Source organism: Mariprofundus sp. EBB-1 (assembly GCF_003665155.1).
Taxonomy (GTDB): domain Bacteria; phylum Pseudomonadota; class Zetaproteobacteria; order Mariprofundales; family Mariprofundaceae; genus Mariprofundus.
This window is the reverse complement of sequence record NZ_RCFQ01000001.1, coordinates 74110-96983: the sequence shown is the minus strand read 5'-3', so window position 1 is coordinate 96983 and position 22874 is coordinate 74110. Positions and strand designations below refer to the sequence as shown.

The window sequence follows — 22874 nt, the reverse complement described above, 5'->3', positions numbered from 1 at the left end:
CAAACCCGCGCTCAACTCAATTACTACTTGCGCGTGATAACGTAAACTCCCTTTTTATAAGCATGATTGTCAACAATAAAGCACCAAAAGTATCTGCCACCCAGTCAAAAAAACTGGCATCCCGACCCGGCACAAAGGATTGATGCCACTCATCTGACATGCCATAAAGAGTACAAAACAATACACAGGTCACAGCCAGAGCATGCCATTGCATCTTCCCATAAAAGAGCATCCAGCACCTACCCGCCTGCCAAAAAAGAAAAGCCATTACGGCATAAGCCGTTGCATGAATCAGCTTATCCTGCATATCAAACAGATCCGGAACAGGAATAATCCACCGACTTTGATCAGACAGATAATAGATAAACCCGCAATAGACGATCAATGCAACCGTCCACACATTCCGAAACTGTGGTTTGAAGATCAATCGGCTGTTTCAGCCACAGCAAATGCCATCGCCACACCATCATCATCGGTCAGAGAAAGATGCACTGAACGAATATTCAAACCATCGGCTATGCTTTTTGCTCCATCATACAGTGTCACCTCAGGCTTACCTGAAGCCTGATGGATCGTTTCAATCCCCTGCAATGTCACGCCTTGTCTAAGGCCTGTACCCAGCGCCTTAGAGACAGCTTCTTTAGCAGCAAACAGCATGGCAAAGCGCCTGACTGGATTGCCCTTAGCCCGAGCCTGAGCGATTTCTCCTGCCGTAAAAAGACGCGTGATAAAACGTTCACCATGGCGCGCAATTGCAGCTTCAACCCGCTTGATCGCAATGCGATCAACACCAATACCTGTAATCAACGTATCATCACTGCACGAAAATCAATGACGGCCTGCTTCAGCCCCTTAAACAAGGCATCGGCAACAATGGCATGACCAATATTCAACTCTTCAATTTCAGGAATTCTACAAATGGCCGGCGTATTCTCCACCGTCAGGCCATGACCTGCATGCACCATCAACCCCATCCCTGCAGCCAACGCTGCACCATCGCGGATCGCTACGAGTTCCACAGCCTGCTCTGCTCCACACAAATTAGCATAGTGCCCAGTATGCAATTCAATGACCGGTGCACCAATCTCGCTACTTGCTCTAATCTGGGCCTCAATAGGATCAATAAACATCGACACACGCACACCGACTGCAGATAACCGCGCCACCACATCGGCCAATCGGCGTTGATGGCCGACCACATCCAGCCCACCTTCCGTTGTCAATTCCTCGCGTTTTTCAGGCACCAGACAACAAGCCGCCGGGCGCAAGCGTTCACAAATACGCACCATCTCATCGGTCGCCCCCATCTCCATATTCAGGTGCAAGCCATCCATCGCAGCCAAACGCTCGATATCATGATCCTGAATATGGCGCCTATCCTCACGCAAATGTGCTGTAATGCTGCCAGCACCTGCAGCCAGACAGAGGGGAACTGCATCCAAAGGATCAGGATATGATGTTCCTCGTGCCTGCCTGATCGTGGCAATATGATCAATATTTACACCCAAATTTATCATGTTCTAAATTCCTTCATAAACTATAGTCAAAACCTTTCACAGGCTGTTCTTGCGCATTCGTACACCCTGCCCATCACAGCGTACGCAAAGTAAAGACAACACCGAAAAGAAGCAACACACGCAGATCCAAATGCATATCTTACCTTTTCGAAGTTTCAGCCCCTTCGCAACAAGGCACAAAAAATCTATTTTCTAAAACTATCTGTCAGCCGAATATCATGTCGCATCAACACCTGTCGAATCATTTCAGACCAGCTGCTTGCATCGGCGATACTGAATCGAACCTGTTGACCAGACAATACTGCAACAATCGATTTGCGTAAGCCCGTCGATATTGTCATACCACCACCACACGGAGCACAGACAAGCTGAGCCTGCCTCCAATACATCTCCTGATCAACACTACTGCCGCACTGCCAACAGTGGGATAAATCTCCAAGCCAGCCAGCGGCATCCAACAATTGCCACACCGCCATCAACAATCTCTGCGCATGACTGCTTGCGAGCAGTTGCAATGATGCATTCACTTCCTCAAACCCCTGATGGTCACCTTCGTGGAACAAACGCGACGCAATGGCCAACAACTCCAGACCATCCATGGACTGGCTCACCGCCAGACAGGCAGAACCTCGCTGCACATCTGTTAGCGTACCCATACCACTACGGCCGGGACGCCACGTAATGTTCAATGCATACAGTGGTTCCAAACTAGCGCGAAAAACACTCTTGGGTCGTTTGGCACCACGCGCCATCAAGGCTATGCGTCCATGTTGTTCTGTTAAAAAATGACAAATCAAAGAGGTATCACCATAAGGAATGCGCCTGAGCAATAAGGCATGATCATGCATCTCAGCCATCAGTTATTCTTCTTTCAATTGCTTAGTACCGACGTTTCCATCAATACCAGTCATGAAGCTGTAAACCATCAATGCGTGAAAACTCTTTTGTGTTATGTGTTACAAGTATGCCCTGCTGTGCCAATGCAGTGCCAGCAATCAATGTATCCATCGGACCAATCGGAGTCCCAGCCATCTCCATAGATGCACGAACCATCGCGGCACACCTGGCCTCCTTAACTCCCAACGGCAAAACAGTGACCACGCCCGTTAATGTTTCGAGTTGTTGGCGACGTTTCTCAGGAGATGAAGATTTAGCCAAACCCACTTCCAATTCATATAACACGATAGATGGAATAGCTACATCTCTCGGGGGAACATTTAATAATTGTTCAGCTACTTGACCCATTCCTTTGAAATAATAGATCAGCGTATTTGTATCGAGAATGTACATCAGAAGGGTTCACGCGGGGCATCTTCTCCGGAGGTGCGTCGAATTTCATCTTGCGACGGGAAATCAGGCCAGGCCCCCGCCAATTGAGCAACTGTTTCAGGCCATTCACTACCTGCTTTTTCGTGTATTACACGCGCCACCCATTTACTTTTTGACAGGCCTGAAGCTTTTACGGCTGAATTCATTTCATCTTCTGTTTTATCATCAAGATATACTGTGACTTGGCCCATAACTCATCTCCTATCTGCACATATACATGCAAGTATATGTTACCATAAAGATAGAGACAAGCCAGCTCAACAGAGTTGAAGGGCAATTACATTAAAATATTGAAAATCGTTTACCGCAGAGTTTCGCAAAGTAAAGACAAAAAAAGATGTAATTCCTCACCCTTTACTCTCCGGCAAGCATTGTTTTTCTGATCATTGTACTAATTTCTCTGCATAACTTTGTGCCCTAAAGATGAGTGTGTTTACACAAAAGAGACTACCCTGCTGGGGGACTGCTGTGAAAATACTGAATAATAAAACACAGCTACATATTGAAATTATTCGTACCTTAGTGCTTCAGCTGGTGGCACGCTGGCAGCTCGCCAGGCCGGATAAAATGTGGCCAACACACCCATAATCAAACTAACAATAATAATGGTTGAGACCGAAACCGGATCTATCACCGAAGGAATATGATCGATATAATAGACATCACTGGACATGAACTGCACACCTGTAATGCCTTCAATCCATGCCATCAATGTATCCAGTTGCCAAGCTAACAACAGGCCCAGAGAAGCCCCCACCAATGTACCTATGCCACTAAGCAGCGAGCCCATCAATAGAAACACCCGCATCACAGAAGCATGGGTAGCCCCAACGGTTTTCAGAATGGCTATCTCTTTGCGACGTTCCATCACAACCATCACCAACGATGCCACCATATTAAATACTGCCACCATGATGATCAGCGATAAAATAACGCCCATAGCAATGCGTTCTGTTTTCATAGCCTGAAAAAATGAGCGGTAACGATGTTGCCAATCAGTCACCCAGGCGCCCATAGGCAAACTCTCACGCGCCAATTGAGAGACGCGCCCAGCTTGATCTTTATCATGTAAAAACAGCTCGATACCAGTCACGCTATCACCCATTTTATTCAAGCGCTGAATCGCCTCCAGCGGTGTGACCATCATACCGGCATCGTACTCATAGAATCCGGAATCAAAAATACCGACCAGCTTGAAAGCACGCATGCGTGGCACCGCACCTGAAGGACTAATACCGCCGGAGGGGGACATCAAACGCACCTGATCACCCACACCAACACCAAGCTTTCTGGCCAGGCTCTTACCCATCACCATTTGAAATGGTGATGCATCATCATTCACAAAACGACCTTGCGTAATATGCCTGGCAATATCATCACTGCGCTTCACATCAATGCCTTTTAGAATACCACCCAAAGCTTTAGAACCAAAAGAGGCAAGCACTTGTGCAGAAATATACGGAGCCGCACGCTCTACACCCTCCAGCTTTTCTGTTTCAGCCAGCCAGCTTCGCCAGTCGGTCAAGGCATCACCAGGCCCCTGAACATCAACATGCGATGAAAAACCTAATATTTTATCACGAATTTCAACTGCAGCTCCATTCATCACCGACAGCACGACAATCAATGTCATCACACCAATAGCGATGCCTGCACCAGAACTCCAGCTGATAAGGGACACAAACTTTTCACTGCGACGGGAACGCAAATAACGGCGCGCCAACATCCACTCATAGGAACGGAAAAAACCCTTGTTCACAAACACCTACCCATTGGATATGTCATATCGACCGCACCAGATATCGATTTTCAGCTCAAATAACGGAAATATATATAGGTGTGAGCAATGGCAATGGAGATCAGCATCAGCACAAAAGCGTGTTTCATGAACACCAGAAACTGAATGGGATGACCGGCACGTTGCGCAAAGCCTGCCACAATCAGGTTGGCCGACGCCCCTATCAATGACCCATTACCTCCAAGACATGCCCCCAACGCAAGCGCCCACCACAACGGCACCAAAGCATCAGGACCACCAAATGTCGGTGCCATACTTTGAATTAAAGGAATCATGGTGGCGACAAAGGGGATATTATCGATCAGGGCAGATGCAATCGCTGACACCCACAACACCGCTCCTACCGTGGCATTAAAATCACCACCGGTAAGTTCAAGTGTTTTGGTCGCCAACATTTCAATCACACCCGTATGTTCAACACCGGTCACTACAATAAACAGACCGACAAAGAAAAATATCGTTGTCCACTCAACCTCAGCCATAATGCCTTCGTAAGCATGATCTTTATCATGCAAAGACTGACCAAATGTCTGTAACAGCAACAGTATAGCGGCACCAAACATCGCGATGCTTGCAGGCTCGAGGTGAAACGTATGCGCCACCGTAAAACCGGAAATCACTAAAAACAGCACCAAAAGACATTTCTTTAACAATGGGACATCTTTGATCGCTTCATTTTCATCAAAACGCATCACCAGTGCTTTATTCTCATCCGTTGCATGCAGATCACGACCAAACATGAACCAGATAGCTACAATCATAACGGTAAAAATCACCGGCGTAATCGGTGCCAGGTTCAACAGGAAATCGGTAAAACTCAAGTTTGCAGCAGAACCGATCATGATATTTGGAGGATCACCAATCAGCGTGGCCGTACCGCCAACATTGGAGGCCAGAATCTGTGCAAACAGATAGGGATATGGACGCACCCCCAACGCATCCGTAATCAATAGTGTCACCGGCGCAATCAGCAGCACAGTGGTCACATTATCAAGGAAGGCCGAAAATACAGCGGTTACAATGGCGAGCATGACAAGAATACCCCATGGGCTCCCCTTCACCACCTTAGCAGCTTTAATCGCCACATACTGAAACATGCCGGTTTTTTGACTAATGGCTACAATCACCATCATTCCTGTCAACAGACCAATAGTATTAAAATCAACACCTGCTATGGCTTGCTCTTGCGTAAGAACACCACAAAGAATCATCAAACCAGCACCAATCAATGACAGTACCGCACGGTTGAATTTTTCAGCCATAATGAAGCCATATACAACCAATAAAATAGATACAGCTACCCAGGTAGGGTCCATGCCAAAGATCACGGAAGCAGCATGTTCAGACACATTATGCATCGTTGCCCCCCAGTTGCATGCGATCAAGCACATCACCAGCAGACACAATTCCGAGCAAATGTCGGTGGTCATCAATCACCATGGCATATTCATGTTTGGTAAATGAGATCATGGCAGCAGCAACAGATAGTAACGATTCATTCCTACTCACTGTCAACGGTTTATCATCCATTACTTCCGTCACTTTCAACTTGGAAATTTCATCGTAATGGCGTAATAATATACCGATATCGGGGGCATAAGAGATCTGGTTCAAATCCCCCGTCACAATGTATGATGGCACAACTTTTTCCAACACTGAAAACGTGGATACCACACCTACAATAACCTTTTCACTATCGAGCACCGGGATCATACGCAACTTGGCGTTACGCATGCGCTCCAGAATGATATCTACAGTTTCATCAACATGCGCAGTCACAATATTCGTGACCATGATATTTTCGGCTAACATAACCCCTCCTGATCAGGTATTATTATTCAGGTCGCATATGAGGAAACAGCAGCACATCGCGAATTGAATGCTGGCCTGTCAACATCATCACCAATCTATCTACACCAATGCCTACACCTGCCGCAGGAGGCATACCAAACTCCAGCGCACGCAGATAATCTTCATCCACACCAGTCGCTTCAGCATCACCTGCTGCTTTAGCTTGCGCCTGAGCCACAAAACGACCACGCTGATCGTCCGGATCATTCAATTCAGAGAAACCATTGGCAATTTCACGTCCGGCGATAAACAGTTCGAAACGATCTGTAACGGTCTCTTCTTCATTATTGCGGCGCGCCAATGGCGACACATCAACAGGGTAATGGGTAATAAATGTAGGTTGAGACAACTCGGGTTCTACCAAGGCTTCAAACAGCGCCAGCAGATAGTGCCCTGCCTTCCAGGTAATCAATGGTTTAATATCAGGGATTTCCTGCAAGCAGACCGTCGCCAACAATGCTTTATCATTGGCATGCCCACGCAAGTCCGGACGTTTCTCAAATACAGATTCATCCATACGCAAGCGTTTAAAGGGTTGCGTCAGATCAATCGTAACCCCTTCCCAGACTGCTTCGCTCAAATTTAAACCAGTCGCGATATTACGAATCAGGGCTTCGGTTGTATCCATAGCATCGGTAAAATCGGCATAAGCCTGATAAAATTCCACCATGGTGAATTCCGGATTGTGTGTGGCATCCAAACCTTCATTGCGAAAGTTCCGGTTGATTTCAAACACGCGTTCAAAACCACCCACCAACAAACGTTTTAGATAAAGTTCGGGTGCAATACGCAGAAACAACTGCATATCCAGTGCATTATGATGCGTTGTAAACGGACGAGCCGCAGCACCACCGGGCTGCGATTGCAGCATCGGCGTTTCCACTTCAATAAAGTCACGATTTTCCAGACCACTGCGCAACAGAGAGATCACCTTGGAACGCGTCTTGAATGTCTGACGCGATTCCGGCGTTACCATCAAGTCCACATAGCGCTGGCGATATCTGGTTTCGATATCACTCAATCCATGCCATTTTTCCGGCAGTGGGCGCAAACACTTGCTTACCATTTCAATCGATGAAACACGTACAGACAGTTCATCCGTTTTGGTGCGGAAAACAACACCTTCAGCACCCACAATATCACCCAAATCCCACTTTTTGGTCGGATTATAGATTTCGGCACCACCGATTTCATCGCGATTCAAAAACAGCTGGATCTGATCCGAGCCATCCTGAATTTTGATAAAACTCGATTTACCCATCACGCGATGGGCCATAATACGGCCAGCGACGCGCACCTTATGCGACAGTTCAGCCAACCGCTCGGTATCGTGCTCAGCATGATTGGCATGAATATCGCCAGTAGAGTGATCCGGACGCCAGGTATTCGGATAAGCAAGTCCTGCATCACGGATGCGACTTAGCTTTTCCCGACGTACCCTGATCTGCTCGGAATCCTGTTGTACAGTTGGCTGCGTTAAAGCAACCGGTTCATTTGTTTCAGTAGTGTTTGAGTCCAACGTTGTATCAGTCATTATTTAATGGCTGTGCAGGTCCAGGCCGGAAAAGAAGAATGCGATTTCAATGGCAGCATTTTCTGCTGAATCAGAACCATGAACGGCATTGGCATCAATAGAGTCTGCATGATCAGCGCGGATAGTGCCGGATTCTGCTTCTTGTGGGTTGGTAGCACCCATCAATTGACGGTTCAATGTAATAGCATTTTTGCCTTCCAGAACCATTGCTAGAACGGGACCTGAACTCATGAATTCACACAAATCACCATAGAATGGACGCTCAGCATGAACTTCATAAAAACGACCTGCTTCTACAGCAGAAAGATGCGTCATATTGGTAGCGATCACTGAAAGACCGTTTTCTTCAAAACGACGAATAATGTCTCCAATGACATTTTTAGCGACCGCATCTGGTTTAATAATGGATAGTGTACGTTCAACTGGCATGTAAGGTTCCCCTATTTTAACTCATAGATAACCACGCAGCATTCTGCTGCGGGAGCGGCACTCTAACCAAGTTGCACGGAAAGAACAGCCACCCGGACATCATTTCAAAGCGCCCCTCACACAAGCTGCAATCAGGCATTGAACCACAAGGCTTTGCTGCTCATAGTTCACGTTCAAGGATACCCTGAAAAAAGTCAGCGTATCTGTGCAGGCAATGGACGGCCTGCCAAAACCATGCACGCAAGTGTTTGATTTTGTGAGTGAAGGAAAAACGACGTTTTTTGCTTTACGTTCTGAATCAGTGCAAGACGCACTCATTCAGGTTTCCCTATCTATAACCACTACGAGGTTGAACATGACACAACAAAGCATCAAGCAGCGCACTCCCGCCACTTCAGGTAAATCGGCACAAGCACTGGCACTGGTCTCTGCCCTGCAACAACGTTTCACTCAGGGTTTGGAATCACTATCTCGCGACCTTGGCACAGTCCAACCATTCAATGCCGTTGAATGGTTTCGCGACAATGGCATCCATGGTGGTGGTCTTCGCTATGAAACAGCAGATGGCCCACTATTTGGGCGCGGTTCGGTCAATGTGTCACAGGTTCATTATGATGATAACCCGGCTAAGCAGCTTGCATCAGCCACAGCGATCTCCACCATTATTCACCCCTGCCATCCGATGGCCCCTTCAGTGCATATTCACCTGAGCTGGACAGAGATGAGAAACGGCAAGGGTTACTGGCGCATCATGGCAGACCTTAACCCATCGCATGAAAATCCGACTGCGACAGGGCAGTATTTTGATGCCCTCAGAAAAGCGGCTCCCGAACAATTTGATGCAGCCGTTGCCCAGGGCGAACGTTATTTCTTGATCCCTGCTTTGGAACGCCATCGCGGTGTAGCCCACTTTTATCTGGAAGCCTATAACAGCGGTGATGTGCAGGCTGATCTCGATCTGGCTACCACGGTTGGTGAAACAGCTATTGATACCTATCTGAATATCCTCAGGGATGCGTTGACTGATGCGGATGCACCAACCGCCGAGCAACAACAGACGCAACTAGCCTATCACACACTCTATTTTCTCCAGGTACTCACACTCGATCGTGGCACCACCTCAGGCCTGCTTGTTCATGACCAGAATGATGTCGGTATTTTAGGCTCTATACCCGCCTATGTGGACAAGGATCTGTTAACGTCGTGGTTACCAAACATGCAGCCACCACAGGATCAGCTGCTCAGCGCCCTTATTGCAGCACTTCCAGAAGAGTCCCCATCGCTGATTGATGAGCCAGTGAAGCAGAAATTAGCCAATGTCGTGCGTGAGCACTACATCTCCCACCCCGATGCTCTTGCCCTGCAAGCCAGTGGTGATGTCATTCCACCAACGGTAAAAAACCATAGTTAGCCATTTCAATAACGCCCCATCTGGAAGGAACGCAACAAGCATTTCAGCCATGCATCTACTGCAAAAGACTACAAACAGACATTGACTTGCATCATAGAAGTTGATTTACTCTTCGGCATGAACTCTGGGGAGGGATCATGAAAACACGTTTTATTGCATCTGTTGCAATCTATTTATCCACCAGCACTGCAGTTCAAGCACAAGACCTTGATCCATACGCCGGTTTTGGTGTCGGCATATTCGGCCTGGAACTAAAAACACCCAGTGTAACCCAGAAGAACACGGTTGTTGGTGAATATGTAAAATTCGGTGTGAATTTTAATCATTTTATTGCCGCTGAATTGCGTATTGGCGGTACAGGAACCGGCACCTCTTCCTATTCAGCAGGAACGCCAATCACTACCGCACTGGGCACGTTCCCAAGCCCTGTCAGCTTCAACTATTCCATGAAAGCAAGCTACTTTGCTTCATACCTGACCAGACTTCGCTACGAAGTGGCTCAGAACGTTCACCTCTACGGATTAGTTGGCGGCACTACCATCAAGGTAAAAGGCACATTCTCTGTACCTGGCATTAAAGGTACTAGCGGGACTACCAGCGGCCTCAGCTATGGCGCAGGAGCAGCATACACATTTGCAGAACGTTTAAACGCAGGTGCGGAATGGGTGCAATACTGGACCGACGTAAAAACTGGAAGCACATCCAAAGCGCGCGTGTGGGGCATTGTTGGATCGATAAGTTATAACTTTTAAACTGCAATGTGTCTTGAATAGAGACTGAACGCTCTATCTGATACTTAACCGTCCAGCCAGATCGATAAGAATTTCATCCCAATGTTGAATAATCAGCATTGACCCGGCTTTCGGAACAAAGGTTGCTTCACAGTCGGGTAGCTCTTCAACCAGTTGTTTGGCTGCACGCAATGGAAACTGTTGATCCTCCACGCCATGCCAGAATCGAATGGGCATGGAAACGTTCTTGGGTGTGAAATCCCAGTCCATGATCGTCATCATATCCTGTGCAACGCCTTCGCCCCCCTGTCGTAACGATTCATTCAGAGATAATGCGTATTGTTCTCTATTTGCAGGATCATTTTCTATACAGGCCATATCTACTGGAGCCATTTGACTAAAACGCCTCTCTAAGGCCTTGATAGGGTCTTTCTGAAAGCTACTAGCTAATATTTTCACAAATTGTGAGAATAATTTAGGGGAACTTTGTGCCATTCTCAGAAAAGAATAACTCCACCTTAAACTATTCTCATAAAAGCTAATATTCGGACTTCCAAATGAAACAAGCACTGCCTGATCAATACGTTCAGGGATTTTGTAAGCACAAGCCAGTGCATAGCTGCCTCCGCCTGAATAACCCATGACAGAAAACGTCTCCAGGTTCAATTGATCAGCCAGCGCTATGACATCATTCGGCCAGTCCAGCAGCTTTCGATCTTTCTGCATGGAGGAATAACCATGACCAGGTCGATCTGGCACAATAAACCGCAATCCTAAGCGATGCGCTGTCGTATCATCTGCTGGATATTGCAACCTTGAACCAAATGCCGCGTGGAACAGCAATACCGGTATCCCCTCTGGATCACCATACTCTTCGTAAGACAAATCTCGTCCATCCATCAAGCGAATCGTATGATAAGGTTTAAAGAGCACATCTTTCTCAGCATCTGCATGGCTGATCAAAGATTGTGGAAGTTGTGTTTCACCAAAGATGGCAGAGGGACTGGTAAGCACCTTCTTGACCAACTCCATTTGGCTGGTCGTATCTGTTTTTTCAAAGGTACGTTTGATCTGCGTGCGCACAGTATGAATACTCACACCAAGCTTTATCGCTGCATCATTGAGATTATGGCAACCATTGGCCAAAGCTTTCACCAATTTTGCTTCGGCAAGGGTGAGGTGAAACTGATCCTGAATATTCTGCACATCAAACTCGGGCTGAATCAATGGTGAGGCAATATAAATAATGGCGACATCTGAGCTTCCAGTAATTTCTGTTGCCTGATTATCCGATGCTGTAACCCATAGGGATATTTGGGCACCATCACTTCCTTCCAGAAAAAGTGATGAGCCTCTCTCAAAGGAACTGGACGATGCATAAGTTGCGACTAATTTTTGTAGCTGTTGGGTGTTTTTTATTGAATGAGATTCAATAAAACCATACTTGTTGGATATCACCTTTCCATGATTTAACACCATGGATGCCCGCTCATTTACAGCCAATATTTTCAACGCCTCATTAACCACAAGCACACCGATTGGCAGACGGTTAAGAATCTGATTGCTTGTATAGTTTTTAGCTTTCAATTTTGAAATACGCTGATTGAGCGCTACTGCGCGGGCAACATGTGGTTCAAAGATCGCATCTTTATCATGGAAATGAGATGAATCACTATTGGCATAATCCCATATCTGTTCCAACAACTCTGGCCACAGAGAAGTGTCCTCTGCTGTGTCATAAATCAAAGCTATCAGCTTTGAATAATCAACAGGGTTAAAATCTTTCTCTTTTTCCATACATCGTACCCTAAAACAAAAATATCTGCTCCGCATACCCCATATGGGTGATGCGCCTTTTTTTTCATTAACGATAATTGTCCCATGTGATGTGGGGAGTGTGTAATATGCATAATGAAACAAGCGCGAAAGAATCACTCGAAATCATACTCATTGACGATGATAAAGAGGTCTTAAAAGTACACCACAAAATGGTCAATTTGATTGGCCATGCTGTTGTTTCGTTCAGATCAGCTAGCGATGCCATTCACTACCTTAAAACCGCCCACGAGCAAATTGATTTGATCATTACAGACCTTCATATGCCAGAAATGAATGGGGCTGAATTATTAGATCATATTCGCACGCTAGGGATCAAGACCCCTGCCATTATTCTTACCGGCCATCCGAATGATGTGAACCTTCTACAGATAGAAATAGACCAAACTATGGTGATAACGAAACCTGTCAGGATGAAAGCTCTGGCTGAACATATTGCATCTATGCAGCTATCGTGCGTTACTGCATAGAGGCGAAAAATCACTTCAATACAAAAATATTTACCGAATGCAAAACAAAGTAAGCATCGCTTCCAGGCATCAATAAAGACCTGTCCGCAATCAAGGATCTGTGGAAAGCATGAAAGCAAGTAGAAACACAGGTTCAGCCCCACCCTTCAATTGCATTCAACGATCATCAACATGGCGCACACAATTTCGGCCTGCTGATTTGGCTTTATATACTGCTTCATCGGCCAACGGAATCATCTGTTCCATATCCATCTGAGTAGCACTGCTAACACCAATACTGCATGTTACAGGGATTATCATTTGATCAAACGAGACGTTCAGCATTTCAATATCTTCACGAATGCGTTCAGCAATCTGCATGGATTGTTGTTGGTTACAGTTGAGCAAAATCAATGTAAACTCTTCGCCGCCAAAACGGATCAATATATCATACACCCGACTATGTTCACCAAGCGCCAGAGCAACATCGACAAGCACCTTATCACCGGCGCTATGTCCATATGTATCATTAATATGTTTAAACAGGTCCAGATCAATCATCATCACCGATACGGGATAATTGAGACGATGCGCCATTTCAAACTGGGCTGGGCCTTCCAGATATAGATGACGTCGATTATGTAACTTGGTCAATGGATCATGACGGCGATCTTTATCCATTTTCTCAGTCAACGTTTGCATTGCCTGCTGCTGAGATTGCACCTCTTGATCGGTGGCAAGCATAGTCAATCGCAAACTACCAATTTCATCACCGCGTGCGGCTAAACGTGCATCGGTCAATGCATCAGGCACCGCATTTTTCCGTGCTAATCGTTGTAAATGCTGAATCGGTGTAACAACCATGTGACTGAGCAACATCCACTGCGTCAATATCATCAACAACAGCACCAGCAACACCACGGCGATTTGACTCCAGTGAGGTATAAGCAAAACCAACACAAGCATCGCCGCCACATATGAAAGCATCAGTAACAATGCAACCCGAAGCGCCAGCGATCTTTTGATGATATCAGTTTTTTTCTGCAACCATGCAGAGAAACGAAACATAACGCGCAATAGCAAACAAGGTGCCACTACTAACCCAGACAATCATACGCAATAAAAAAGGTTCACCGCGGATTAGCGGGGAACAACAATGTATGGTAACTGTTCGATGTTACTCAATCATAAAAACATCCAGCCAGAAGGTGAATAGCGAAGCTGGAGAGGGCTCCCTTGGGGACGAATAAACACGAGTACGAATCAGTGTAGCTTGTGAAATTATTATCCCGAGAAAGATCTCTCCAGCGTCACTATTTACTGGGTAGCTGATGTTTGTCAAATCGATGAGTTGAAACAATGAATATCTTGTAATTCGTGATAATTCGTGTGTATTCGTGGCCAGCTTATCGATCACGTCACAGTTCCATTTTCCTCGTATGCTCAATGCGGCATTCCCAGACTTCCGCGATGAATCATAAAAAAGGGGAAGCCGAAGCCTCCCCTTTTCATCATCGATTCACTACCCCTTACAGGTGAATGATATGTCCACGGTCAGGACCTGTGGAAAGCATAGTAATCGGGCATTCGCATACTTCTTCAATGCGTTTAAGCAGTGCTTTAGCATTAGCTGGCAACTGATCCATTGAGGTTGCGCCAAAGGTATTTTCATCCCAACCCGGCAGGGTTTCATACACAGGCGTGATCGCTTCCAGCTGATTACAACATGCAGGTATCGATTCTAACACCTCGCCATTCAACGCATAACCTGTACACAGTTTCACTTCTTCCAGACCGTCCAAGACATCCAGTTTGGTGATAGCAAGACCTGTCACACCATTAATCCGAACAGCATGCTGTACAACCGGACCATCAAACCAACCGGTACGACGCGGACGACCGGTTGTGGCACCAAACTCTTGACCACGCTCAGCCATATGCTTGCCGGCATTTTCCGCATCACACATGCCTTCGGCATTGTACAATTCAGTCGGGAACGGGCCAGCACCAACACGGGTCGTGTAAGCCTTACAAATGCCCAAAACTGCATCAACTTGACCCGGGCCTACGCCGAGCCCAGCAAGGGCTGCACCGGCCACGGTATTGGATGAAGTTACAAACGGGTATGTACCGTGATCAACATCCAGCATAGAACCCTGAGCGCCTTCATAGAGCACCTGATCACCGGCTTTAATACAGCGTTGTAGGATCAACGGCACATCAGCAGCCAGAGGCAGCAGACGCGCTTTGGCCAAGTCCAGCGCTTCATCGATATCGGTACGATTTACTGGCTCAGCTTTCAAATATTGCGTCAGCATAAAGTTTACATATTCGAGGTTTGCATCAATACGCGCATCCAGATCATCTGAAAGCAGATCGATCAAACGGATGCCACGACGCGCAGTTTTATCTTCATAACAGGGGCCGATACCCTTACCAGTAGTGCCTATTTTACCTTCGCCTTTGGCCACTTCACGGGCTGCATCAAGCGCACGATGATAGGGAAGGATCAACTGGCAACGTTCAGAAATTTTCAGACGGTCCGCAACAGGAATACCTGCCGCCAATAACATATCCATCTCTTTTACCAAATGGAACGGATCTACCACCGTACCATTACCAATCAGGCAAAGGGTATCATCATGTAAAATACCGGATGGGATATGATTGAGTACTGTCTTTTGATCACCGATCACCAGTGTATGGCCTGCATTCGGCCCCCCCTGGAAACGTGCCACCACATCAACTTCAGGTGCCAGCAAATCAACAATTTTGCCTTTACCCTCATCACCCCATTGAATTCCAATCGCTACTGTATTTGTCATTTTCAACCCCAACTTATTATTAAAACCACAAAGACTCGAAGGCACAAAGATCAAACATATTCAATTTCTGTCTTTACTTGGTGACCCTGTGCCTTTGTGGTTAAAATTTTATCCTGCGTTAATCAACGTCCATAAATCACATGAAAAACCAGTTGCTGCCATATCACGCCCATGTGCCGACATCATGGCATCATAACGACCACCATGCAGCACCGCATGCGCAACCCCTTCGGCATACCCGGCAAACAAAATACCACTGTGATAGAGAAAACGTGGCATCACAGCCGCATCCGCATGCACAGAGACATGCCCTTCCATCTTATCACCGACCTCGTCCACCAACGCCAACAACTCATTCGCTGCAGCATCAAAGTCATCATTAATACAACCGATATTGGCCTTCAGCCACTGCTGATCAGCAACACCTGAAACCATCTCAACAAGTGCTTTTGCAGAAGCCTCGGGCAGAGATTCAGTAGCCAGCAATTCAATCAAATCATCCGGAGAACGACGGGAAATGCGTTTGGTCCACACATCCAGTGCATGTGTACTGCAGTTCACCAAGGCTTTTAACAGCCCAATGTGCCCCACTTGCAAGACAGGCTTATTAAAACCAGCAGCAAGCATCGTACGCGCGGCCAGATGCATCACTTCAATGTCACCGGCACTACCTTTAATACCAAGGCACTCCACACCGGTCTGCCACTGCTGGCGCGAACCACCACGCACATCAGGCCTTGCCAGCATAACAGTCCCTGAATAACAGAGTTTGAGCTCTTTCTCATGTTGTAATCTGGTGGCTGCGATACGCGCAATCTGAGGTGTCATATCCGAACGGATCGCCAACGAGCCAGCACCGGCAGGATCAGAAAAGACAACAGTTTGATCAGCCAGAAAACGGCCTGCTCCAGAATTCATCGAATCTGGACGCTCAAGCATCGGTGGAATCACTTCTTCATAACCAGCATCATCAAACAGGTTCAAAATTCTACCCTGTAAGCTCCGCAGTGCTTTCGCTTGCGAGCCAAAAGCGTCATTCAGACCAATAATCGGTTTATGCGTTGGCATTCATTATCTCCTGATTCAATTCATATCCCCTAGTTCTGCATAACGCACCATCAACATATCAGGCAACGCTTCCAACTTGTCCATCACATCCTGAGACGGTGGTGTATCCACTTGAATCATCGCAACGGCATTGGCTGAATCTTCTCTGCGTCCAAGTCTGAAATCACCGATGTTAATGCCTGCGTCAGCCAGTACAGCACCCATCGCGGCAATCATGCCCGGCTTGTCTTCGTTATGAATGACAATCAAATTACCTTCTGGTGCCATTTCCACTTCACACGTATCAAAACTTACAAAACGCGGACGTGAATCATCAAACAAGGTGCCTGAGACACAACGCACACCCTCATCACCTTCAACTTCCAGCTTGATCAATGTAGCAAAATGATCCGGTGTTTCACAGGCAAACTCAGATAATTCAATACCACGATCTTTGGCCAGCATACCTGCATTAACGGCATTCACATCTTCCATGCTGTGCGACAACAATCCCTGCAACATGGTATTGATCAATGGTTTACGATTAATATGAGATGCACTGCCTTCAAAACTGACTTTCACACGCGAATAACCCGGCTTCATGGTCTGACCGATAAAGCGGCCCATACGTTCTGCCAGCAACAGATAAGGAGCCAGCAAGCGCTGTTCCTCTTCCGATAGTGACGGCACATTTACTGCATTCGTTACAGTGCCAGAAAGCAAATAATCAGACATCTGTTCAGCTACCTGCACAGCCACATTTTCCTGCGCTTCATCGGTCGAGGCACCAATATGCGGTGTAAAACTGACATTTTCCAATGCAAACAAGCGATTTTCGAGCGCCGGTTCACTGGCAAACACATCTAGTGCCGCAGCCCTTAAATGACCGGACTCACAGGCCGCATACAAGGCATCTTCATCCACAATACCACCACGAGCGCAGTTGACGATGATCGAGCCTTTTTTCATGCGTCCGATGATATCGGCATTGATCAGGTTACGGGTCACATCCAGCAGCGGCACATGAATGGTCATTACATCTACAATTTCAGCCAGCTCAGCCACGGTTTCCACTTTTGTCACGCCCATCGCTCCGGCACGCTCATCGGAGATAAATGGATCATAAACATACACAGACATGTGCAGTCCTTTCAAACGATCACAAACAATAGCACCGATATTACCTGCACCAATCACACCAGCTTTTTTACCGGTAAGTTCCATACCCATAAATCGGGACTTTTCCCACAACCCCTTGCGGGTGGACTCTGATGCCTGAGGAATCATACGTGCAGCTGCCACAATATGGGCCACCGCCAGCTCAGCAGTCGTGATTGTATTACCAAATGGTGTATTCATCACCACGACACCACGGCGAGAACAACCTTCCACATCCACGTTATCAACGCCAATACCTGCTCGACCAATCACTTTCACACGCTTGGCGGCCGCAAGCAACTCGCCTTTTAATGTCGTAGAAGAGCGTACTGCAATCGCATCATAATCAGCAACAATAGCCAGTTTCTCTTCATCAGAAAGACCTGGTTTATAATCCACATCAATACCGCGCATCTTGAATACTTCAACCGCACGAGAAGACATCTTATCTGCTATCCAAACTTTAGGCATCAAGCCCCCCTTCTACACAACACTTATTCATCAATGAAAAAAACGCCAACGAAAGAAGATTCAGGCTCATCACAGAGGAACGTCAATTCACACTTTCGTGAAGTGCGAGGGCACTCTATAGCGGCATACAGGGGGGTCAACTTTGCCCATGACCCATACAGGAAAACAGTCCGCATACCCCAAAAAAAACGTGGGCCACAAAGGGCCCACGCAGATTAATCAGAAAAGAGAGTGTTAGAATTAAGATTGGCACTCAGCGCGATACAAACATGGTGTAACGTCGCAGTTTTCAATACGGCCGAAACAATCGACATTGCCTTCAGCAATTTGAATAGCATGAATCAGATCATTCTTGCTTAGTTTGGCAGCACTTTTCAGGCTCAACTCTTTAGCTGTTACCAGCAACTCTTTTTTGGTGACTTTCTTTGTACTCATGATTTTTTCCCTTGAATTTTATTTTTAATTATATTAATTGCGGCGCATATTATCGTTCAATCGCCTAAGTGCAAGAAATCAAAACAAAAGTTGATTTGGTACTGTGGCTTTTCCCCACAGCTTGGACATCAATGGCTCTACTTTTTGAATATCCCCACTACTCCAGAACACAATCGAAGCCGATTCGTCCTGCGCATCAATATTGGCCAATGATAGCAGTCCATTCGCCGATAGCTGACGCTCCAATTCACGGGCAATGGCATCTCCGCTATCTACAATGGTAACCTCTTCACCAATGATCTCTCGAATCAACGGCGACACAAAAGGATAATGCGTACAACCCAGCACCAGCCTATCCATGCCTGCTTGCATTAACGGGTCAAGATACGACTGCAACATTGATCGCGTTTTCGCTGTATTCAGTTCACCCATCTCAATCTGCTCAACCAGGCCCGGACAAGCCTGCACAATCAATCGTGCTTCTGAACCATGCCGCAAGCCAAGTTGTTTGAACTTATCACTGGCAATCGTAGCGCTGGTTGCAAGCACCCCCACCACGCCAGCTCGACTACTATTAACGGCCGGTTTCACAGCCGGCTCCATACCAATGACAGGAATATCATACTTCAGACGTAGCTGCTGCACTGCCACAGCCGTTGCCGTATTACAGGCCACTACGATCGCTTTACATCCCTGCTCAACAAAAAAATCAGCAATAGACATACAGCGACTTTCAACCAACTGATCCGACTTACAGCCATAAGGCATATAGGCTGAATCTGCAACATAATGCAGTCGCTCATCTGGCAAAGACGCATGAATATGGGTAAGCACTGATAGCCCACCCACACCTGAATCAAACACACCAATACTTTGTTCTTTTAGTTCCATGCAATCCTCATCACCTTTAAACTGGTCGGAAGACTAACAATAACTTCCTCACTTCTCATACACCACGCTTGAAGAGATGCATGCTTTGGGCAGAGTACCCTACATGAAAAAAGTTGATGATGGTCCACATAGCTGGTTACATGAACACGGTGATTACCTATATCGTTTTGCTATGTCCCGCCTTCACAATGAAGACCTTGCCGCTGACATGCTACAGGAAACATTGCTGGCTGGCTGGAAAGGCTTTGATAAATTTGCCGGCCAATCCTCAATACGCACCTGGCTTGTCGGCATCTTAAAACATAAAATCATTGATCATATTCGTCGTGAAATTCGCGGACGCAATCTCAGCGAGGCTGTGGAGAATGATCCGACTTCAGCCTATTTCAATAGCAATGGCAGCTGGAGTGACGCCCCCGCTGCATGGAAAGAGAATCCCGAAGACCTGTTCAGCAATGAACAGTTTTATAAAACACTGGAATCATGCATCAACAAACTACCGGAAAAACAGCAGATCGTATTCCGCATGCGTGACATTACAGGTGAAGATACTGAAACCACTTGTAAGACATGCGATGTTACATCGACTCATCTTCACGTCTTGCTACACAGAGCACGACTTGCTTTACGCACATGTTTAAACATTCACTGGTTTGAGCGAGGAAATAGATCATGAGACACGCCTGTAAGAAAATAAGTCAACTGGCATCTGACAGCCTTGATCGACCACTATCATTATTAGAGCGCCTGAAATTCAAACTACACCTTTCGATGTGCAGTCACTGCAGGGATTTTGATCATAACATCAAACTTATTCATAAAGTCACTGCCATGATGCATACAACCGATTACGGTCAAACACGCCTGTCTGAGAAACAACGTCAGCAACTACACAATAATCTGAACGCCATAAAATAAGGATACTTTCCTAGCGTAAATGTGGCCGACCAGCGCATTCCAACAATGCTTGAAAAAGAGCCAGCCATTAATTAATAGCTGGCAACATCACACTCCAGACATGAAAACCCTTTGTAGAACCACGCACCTGATGATCAGCACGCGCAGCTTTATCTACTTTACGATCTGAATGAAAATAAATTCTGCCATTTTTAGCAAATTCAGGCGCACCATCTCTTGCTTTATCCGTTGTCAATCGCGTCAAATTGCGTCCATCATAACTGATCATCCAGACATCCCAGTTAGCTTTAGCACCATGACGGTCATCTTCATCTTCATCAGCACGATTGGAAGTGAAAGCCACCGACTTGCCATCTGGACTCCAGGTCGGCTGCACATCAATGCTATGACCTTCTGTCAACTGAATCAGATCAGAACCATCCACATTCATCATAAACAGGTGCCAATTACGTTCTGACTGCATCGAAAACACCACACGTTCACCATCGGCAGACAGTGAAGGATTCAGGCCTGCGGCAAGCTCTTCCTCCGCCCCGTTTGCACTAATTCTAACCAGATGCGGTTGCTTGCCTTTTATGTTCCAATTATCAAAAGCCAAATTGGGTTGCTTCGATTTCTTATATTTAGAATGCAGTCGCTGCTCAGGAGCATGCAAACGCACTGCAATAATGCTGCCATCCCCCAGCAAGACAGGGTCTATTAACTCACCATCCAAACGACCGTGCAAGCGCTTGACCACACCGCGATCAACCGGCTTCTGCCACAAGCCAAGACTATCAGCACGATATGATAGAAATGTCACAATATCATCGCCATACCATGCAATAGAATCCAATGCCTGTGCATCATGTTCAATCACAACATTGATCGGATCACCATTTTCCACCAATCGACGCGTAATGATATGATGATGTTTATTGGTAGATAGCGTTAAAAAATATTTTCCGTCAGGTGAAACCTTGGGATACATTTCACTTTCTCTGCTTTCAAGAGTGATCAGTTCAGCCCCATCAACCTCAACGAACTCCTCATCTCTATGTTGAGAACCCGTAGCTGTCTCCAGCCAATTGAGGAAATCTTCTGCATGCACTGATGGCGCAGAGCACAAAAGCATGACCATGATTCCTACAATTCGATGCATAGTGAAGTTCACTTACTTAAGTTTTAATTGCCAAATATTCCAGCTGGAGCCCACACCAGACTGGGGCTTTTTAAGATTACGATTTGAATGGAATACAACCGTATGATCATCCAACCATGCAGGGCCTCCATCAGTCGCGCCCTTAGCATTCGTTAAGCGTGTGATTTTATAGCTTTTCAGATCCATCATATACAGGGATGTTTTGGTCACTGCTCCACCGTATGCACGATTGGATACAAACAGTATTTTATTACCATCAGGGTTAAACTGAGGCTCTAAATCAGCATATTTAGAATCGGTCAACTGCACCAACTCTTCACCATTAATCGTCTGCATCCACAAATCATAATTGCCGTTTGTTTCACGTACAAAGATCACGTGCTTTCCATCTGAAGAAAGGGTTCCATTAAAAGCATTCGGAATCATGTTCAGCTGAGATGTCACACGATTAAACACATACAGAACAGGTGCATCAAATTTATTCTTTTTACCCGTCTCGGTGTTATTGTAACCCTGTTTATAACGAAAGTTATCCGAGTCATAGGTGCGCCACGCCTGACCGCTCAGTTCAAAATTGGTGTTTTTTATAAATTCAGACAACATGGTATTCTGACGCAATTTTTGCAAACTGGTATCGAAACACCAGACTTTACCATCCTGTGATGCATTCAAATGAAATGGCGCAGCATTGCCGGAGAAACCGCCCATGTGAGCGATTGCCGCATGGCTCTCACCGTTTCCCAACCACATCCAGGAAGCGATTGGCCCTGTGCGATTACTCACATAGCCCACCGATCCATCATTCACAGCCACACCAAAACGAATGGCTTCATTCAATACCATTGTTTTCATGACACGTGAAGCAGATGCCGGCGAATGTTTTGAAACACGTTCCACACGATATTCAGTGCCATCACCCGTACTGAATACCAAAAAATCACCCGCCACTGAAGGGTAAGTGCTATCCACACCTTTTTTTACAATCAATGGAGATACGGAATAGAGTGGTGTCTGAACACCCTTACTCATACTTGAAGCAATTCCTGACTGTGCTGATAACATCAATATCGGCAACGCTGCCCATAATACTTTCATTTTCATGT

The 22874-nt window shown here is 46.3% G+C and carries 25 protein-coding genes; 5 read left to right on the top strand and 20 right to left on the bottom strand.

Translation table 11 applies throughout. The annotated features are described in order from the left end of the window. Nucleotides 1-16: 16 nt before the first annotated feature. From D8Y20_RS00495 to ndk, 11 genes are all read right to left on the bottom strand, one after another. Nucleotides 17-400 carry a VanZ family protein gene (locus D8Y20_RS00495; protein ID WP_201265485.1) on the bottom strand — a complete coding sequence of 128 codons (384 nt, stop codon included), beginning with the start codon at nucleotides 398-400 and terminating at the stop codon, nucleotides 17-19. A 23-nt stretch (nucleotides 401-423) separates the two neighbouring features. Next, a complete protein-coding gene (gene acpS / locus D8Y20_RS00490) occupies nucleotides 424-807 on the bottom strand; it encodes a holo-ACP synthase (protein ID WP_121541067.1) in 384 nt (127 codons plus the stop codon). Beyond that, entirely contained in the window at nucleotides 804-1514 is a 711-nt protein-coding gene (locus D8Y20_RS00485) for a pyridoxine 5'-phosphate synthase (RefSeq protein WP_121541153.1), read from the bottom strand. Before D8Y20_RS00485 ends, acpS begins: the two co-directional genes overlap by 4 nt. A gap of 188 nt (nucleotides 1515-1702) precedes the next feature. After that, nucleotides 1703-2374 carry a DNA repair protein RecO gene (gene recO, locus D8Y20_RS00480; protein ID WP_121541066.1) on the bottom strand — a complete coding sequence of 224 codons (672 nt, stop codon included), beginning with the start codon at nucleotides 2372-2374 and terminating at the stop codon, nucleotides 1703-1705. A 40-nt stretch (nucleotides 2375-2414) separates the two neighbouring features. Then, nucleotides 2415-2810 (bottom strand): type II toxin-antitoxin system VapC family toxin, encoded by a 396-nt coding sequence (locus D8Y20_RS00475; RefSeq protein WP_121541065.1) that lies wholly within the window; start codon nucleotides 2808-2810, stop codon nucleotides 2415-2417. Beyond that, nucleotides 2807-3037 carry a CopG family transcriptional regulator gene (locus tag D8Y20_RS00470; protein WP_121541064.1) on the bottom strand — a complete coding sequence of 77 codons (231 nt, stop codon included), beginning with the start codon at nucleotides 3035-3037 and terminating at the stop codon, nucleotides 2807-2809. The genes D8Y20_RS00475 and D8Y20_RS00470 overlap by 4 nt, the downstream gene beginning before the upstream one ends. A gap of 317 nt (nucleotides 3038-3354) precedes the next feature. Beyond that, nucleotides 3355-4605 carry a lipoprotein-releasing ABC transporter permease subunit gene (locus tag D8Y20_RS00465; protein ID WP_236075157.1) on the bottom strand — a complete coding sequence of 417 codons (1251 nt, stop codon included), beginning with the start codon at nucleotides 4603-4605 and terminating at the stop codon, nucleotides 3355-3357. Nucleotides 4606-4655: 50 nt separating this feature from the next. Beyond that, the gene (locus D8Y20_RS00460) at nucleotides 4656-6002 is read right to left on the bottom strand and encodes an SLC13 family permease (RefSeq protein ID WP_121541062.1); all 1347 of its coding nucleotides are present in this window, start codon (nucleotides 6000-6002) and stop codon (nucleotides 4656-4658) included. Then, nucleotides 5995-6456: an HPP family protein gene (locus D8Y20_RS00455; protein ID WP_121541061.1), complete on the bottom strand. Its 462-nt coding sequence runs from the start codon at nucleotides 6454-6456 to the stop codon at nucleotides 5995-5997. The genes D8Y20_RS00460 and D8Y20_RS00455 overlap by 8 nt, the downstream gene beginning before the upstream one ends. A gap of 22 nt (nucleotides 6457-6478) precedes the next feature. After that, the gene (lysS, locus tag D8Y20_RS00450) at nucleotides 6479-8029 is read right to left on the bottom strand and encodes a lysine--tRNA ligase (RefSeq protein WP_121541060.1); all 1551 of its coding nucleotides are present in this window, start codon (nucleotides 8027-8029) and stop codon (nucleotides 6479-6481) included. Between the two features lie 3 nt (nucleotides 8030-8032). Continuing rightward, nucleotides 8033-8458, bottom strand: coding sequence for a nucleoside-diphosphate kinase (ndk, locus tag D8Y20_RS00445; protein WP_121541059.1), 426 nt, complete (start codon nucleotides 8456-8458; stop codon nucleotides 8033-8035). A gap of 355 nt (nucleotides 8459-8813) precedes the next feature. On the opposite strand from ndk, the gene D8Y20_RS00440 reads away from it, so the two are divergent. Further along, complete coding sequence (locus D8Y20_RS00440) at nucleotides 8814-9869, top strand: coproporphyrinogen III oxidase (protein ID WP_121541152.1); 1056 nt, start codon at nucleotides 8814-8816, stop codon at nucleotides 9867-9869. Nucleotides 9870-10006: 137 nt separating this feature from the next. Further along, nucleotides 10007-10621, top strand: coding sequence for an outer membrane beta-barrel protein (locus D8Y20_RS00435; protein WP_121541058.1), 615 nt, complete (start codon nucleotides 10007-10009; stop codon nucleotides 10619-10621). A 33-nt stretch (nucleotides 10622-10654) separates the two neighbouring features. On the opposite strand, the gene D8Y20_RS00430 is transcribed toward D8Y20_RS00435, so the two are convergent. Beyond that, nucleotides 10655-12397, bottom strand: coding sequence for an alpha/beta hydrolase (locus D8Y20_RS00430; RefSeq protein ID WP_161957546.1), 1743 nt, complete (start codon nucleotides 12395-12397; stop codon nucleotides 10655-10657). A 107-nt stretch (nucleotides 12398-12504) separates the two neighbouring features. Here D8Y20_RS00430 and D8Y20_RS00425 point away from each other — a divergent pair, with 107 nt between their 5' ends. After that, complete coding sequence (locus D8Y20_RS00425) at nucleotides 12505-12906, top strand: response regulator (RefSeq protein WP_161957545.1); 402 nt, start codon at nucleotides 12505-12507, stop codon at nucleotides 12904-12906. A 156-nt stretch (nucleotides 12907-13062) separates the two neighbouring features. Here the strand turns inward: D8Y20_RS00425 and D8Y20_RS00420 are convergent, their stop codons facing one another. From D8Y20_RS00420 to murI, 6 genes are all read right to left on the bottom strand, one after another. After that, nucleotides 13063-13953 carry a GGDEF domain-containing protein gene (locus D8Y20_RS00420; RefSeq protein ID WP_121541055.1) on the bottom strand — a complete coding sequence of 297 codons (891 nt, stop codon included), beginning with the start codon at nucleotides 13951-13953 and terminating at the stop codon, nucleotides 13063-13065. 461 nt (nucleotides 13954-14414) lie between these two features. Beyond that, nucleotides 14415-15710 (bottom strand): adenylosuccinate synthase, encoded by a 1296-nt coding sequence (locus D8Y20_RS00415; protein WP_121541054.1) that lies wholly within the window; start codon nucleotides 15708-15710, stop codon nucleotides 14415-14417. Between the two features lie 108 nt (nucleotides 15711-15818). After that, nucleotides 15819-16778: an ATP phosphoribosyltransferase regulatory subunit gene (locus D8Y20_RS00410; protein ID WP_121541053.1), complete on the bottom strand. Its 960-nt coding sequence runs from the start codon at nucleotides 16776-16778 to the stop codon at nucleotides 15819-15821. A 15-nt stretch (nucleotides 16779-16793) separates the two neighbouring features. Further along, nucleotides 16794-18386, bottom strand: a complete 1593-nt coding sequence (gene serA, locus D8Y20_RS00405) for a phosphoglycerate dehydrogenase (protein WP_121541052.1) — start codon at nucleotides 18384-18386, stop codon at nucleotides 16794-16796. A gap of 240 nt (nucleotides 18387-18626) precedes the next feature. Further along, nucleotides 18627-18821, bottom strand: coding sequence for a Rho termination factor N-terminal domain-containing protein (locus D8Y20_RS00400; RefSeq protein WP_121541051.1), 195 nt, complete (start codon nucleotides 18819-18821; stop codon nucleotides 18627-18629). Nucleotides 18822-18899: 78 nt separating this feature from the next. After that, nucleotides 18900-19712, bottom strand: a complete 813-nt coding sequence (gene murI, locus D8Y20_RS00395; protein WP_121541050.1) for a glutamate racemase — start codon at nucleotides 19710-19712, stop codon at nucleotides 18900-18902. Between the two features lie 103 nt (nucleotides 19713-19815). Between murI and D8Y20_RS00390 the strand changes: the two genes are divergently transcribed. Then, entirely contained in the window at nucleotides 19816-20388 is a 573-nt protein-coding gene (locus D8Y20_RS00390; RefSeq protein ID WP_121541049.1) for a sigma-70 family RNA polymerase sigma factor, read from the top strand. Then, nucleotides 20385-20630, top strand: a complete 246-nt coding sequence (locus D8Y20_RS00385) for a zf-HC2 domain-containing protein (RefSeq protein WP_121541048.1) — start codon at nucleotides 20385-20387, stop codon at nucleotides 20628-20630. Before D8Y20_RS00390 ends, D8Y20_RS00385 begins: the two co-directional genes overlap by 4 nt. A gap of 67 nt (nucleotides 20631-20697) precedes the next feature. Here the strand turns inward: D8Y20_RS00385 and D8Y20_RS00380 are convergent, their stop codons facing one another. After that, complete coding sequence (locus D8Y20_RS00380) at nucleotides 20698-21744, bottom strand: hypothetical protein (RefSeq protein WP_236075156.1); 1047 nt, start codon at nucleotides 21742-21744, stop codon at nucleotides 20698-20700. A 39-nt stretch (nucleotides 21745-21783) separates the two neighbouring features. Then, the gene (locus D8Y20_RS00375) at nucleotides 21784-22872 is read right to left on the bottom strand and encodes a PD40 domain-containing protein (protein ID WP_121541046.1); all 1089 of its coding nucleotides are present in this window, start codon (nucleotides 22870-22872) and stop codon (nucleotides 21784-21786) included. Nucleotides 22873-22874 lie beyond the last annotated feature (2 nt).

What these genes read in the sequence shown, in the direction of transcription:
- recO (WP_121541066.1), bottom strand. Translation starts at nt 2,374, where the DNA reads ATGGCTGAGATGCATGATCATGCCTTATTGCTCAGGCGCATTCCTTAT.
- D8Y20_RS00470 (WP_121541064.1), bottom strand. Translation starts at nt 3,037, where the DNA reads ATGGGCCAAGTCACAGTATATCTTGATGATAAAACAGAAGATGAAATG.
- D8Y20_RS00460 (WP_121541062.1), bottom strand. Translation starts at nt 6,002, where the DNA reads ATGCATAATGTGTCTGAACATGCTGCTTCCGTGATCTTTGGCATGGAC.
- D8Y20_RS00455 (WP_121541061.1), bottom strand. Translation starts at nt 6,456, where the DNA reads ATGTTAGCCGAAAATATCATGGTCACGAATATTGTGACTGCGCATGTT.
- lysS (WP_121541060.1), bottom strand. Translation starts at nt 8,029, where the DNA reads ATGACTGATACAACGTTGGACTCAAACACTACTGAAACAAATGAACCG.
- ndk (WP_121541059.1), bottom strand. Translation starts at nt 8,458, where the DNA reads ATGCCAGTTGAACGTACACTATCCATTATTAAACCAGATGCGGTCGCT.
- D8Y20_RS00440 (WP_121541152.1), top strand. Translation starts at nt 8,814, where the DNA reads ATGACACAACAAAGCATCAAGCAGCGCACTCCCGCCACTTCAGGTAAA.
- D8Y20_RS00435 (WP_121541058.1), top strand. Translation starts at nt 10,007, where the DNA reads ATGAAAACACGTTTTATTGCATCTGTTGCAATCTATTTATCCACCAGC.
- D8Y20_RS00430 (WP_161957546.1), bottom strand. Translation starts at nt 12,397, where the DNA reads ATGGAAAAAGAGAAAGATTTTAACCCTGTTGATTATTCAAAGCTGATA.
- D8Y20_RS00425 (WP_161957545.1), top strand. Translation starts at nt 12,505, where the DNA reads ATGCATAATGAAACAAGCGCGAAAGAATCACTCGAAATCATACTCATT.
- D8Y20_RS00420 (WP_121541055.1), bottom strand. Translation starts at nt 13,953, where the DNA reads ATGTTTCGTTTCTCTGCATGGTTGCAGAAAAAAACTGATATCATCAAA.
- D8Y20_RS00415 (WP_121541054.1), bottom strand. Translation starts at nt 15,710, where the DNA reads ATGACAAATACAGTAGCGATTGGAATTCAATGGGGTGATGAGGGTAAA.
- D8Y20_RS00410 (WP_121541053.1), bottom strand. Translation starts at nt 16,778, where the DNA reads ATGCCAACGCATAAACCGATTATTGGTCTGAATGACGCTTTTGGCTCG.
- serA (WP_121541052.1), bottom strand. Translation starts at nt 18,386, where the DNA reads ATGCCTAAAGTTTGGATAGCAGATAAGATGTCTTCTCGTGCGGTTGAA.
- D8Y20_RS00400 (WP_121541051.1), bottom strand. Translation starts at nt 18,821, where the DNA reads ATGAGTACAAAGAAAGTCACCAAAAAAGAGTTGCTGGTAACAGCTAAA.
- murI (WP_121541050.1), bottom strand. Translation starts at nt 19,712, where the DNA reads ATGGAACTAAAAGAACAAAGTATTGGTGTGTTTGATTCAGGTGTGGGT.
- D8Y20_RS00390 (WP_121541049.1), top strand. Translation starts at nt 19,816, where the DNA reads ATGAAAAAAGTTGATGATGGTCCACATAGCTGGTTACATGAACACGGT.
- D8Y20_RS00385 (WP_121541048.1), top strand. Translation starts at nt 20,385, where the DNA reads ATGAGACACGCCTGTAAGAAAATAAGTCAACTGGCATCTGACAGCCTT.
- D8Y20_RS00380 (WP_236075156.1), bottom strand. Translation starts at nt 21,744, where the DNA reads ATGCTTTTGTGCTCTGCGCCATCAGTGCATGCAGAAGATTTCCTCAAT.
- D8Y20_RS00375 (WP_121541046.1), bottom strand. Translation starts at nt 22,872, where the DNA reads ATGAAAATGAAAGTATTATGGGCAGCGTTGCCGATATTGATGTTATCA.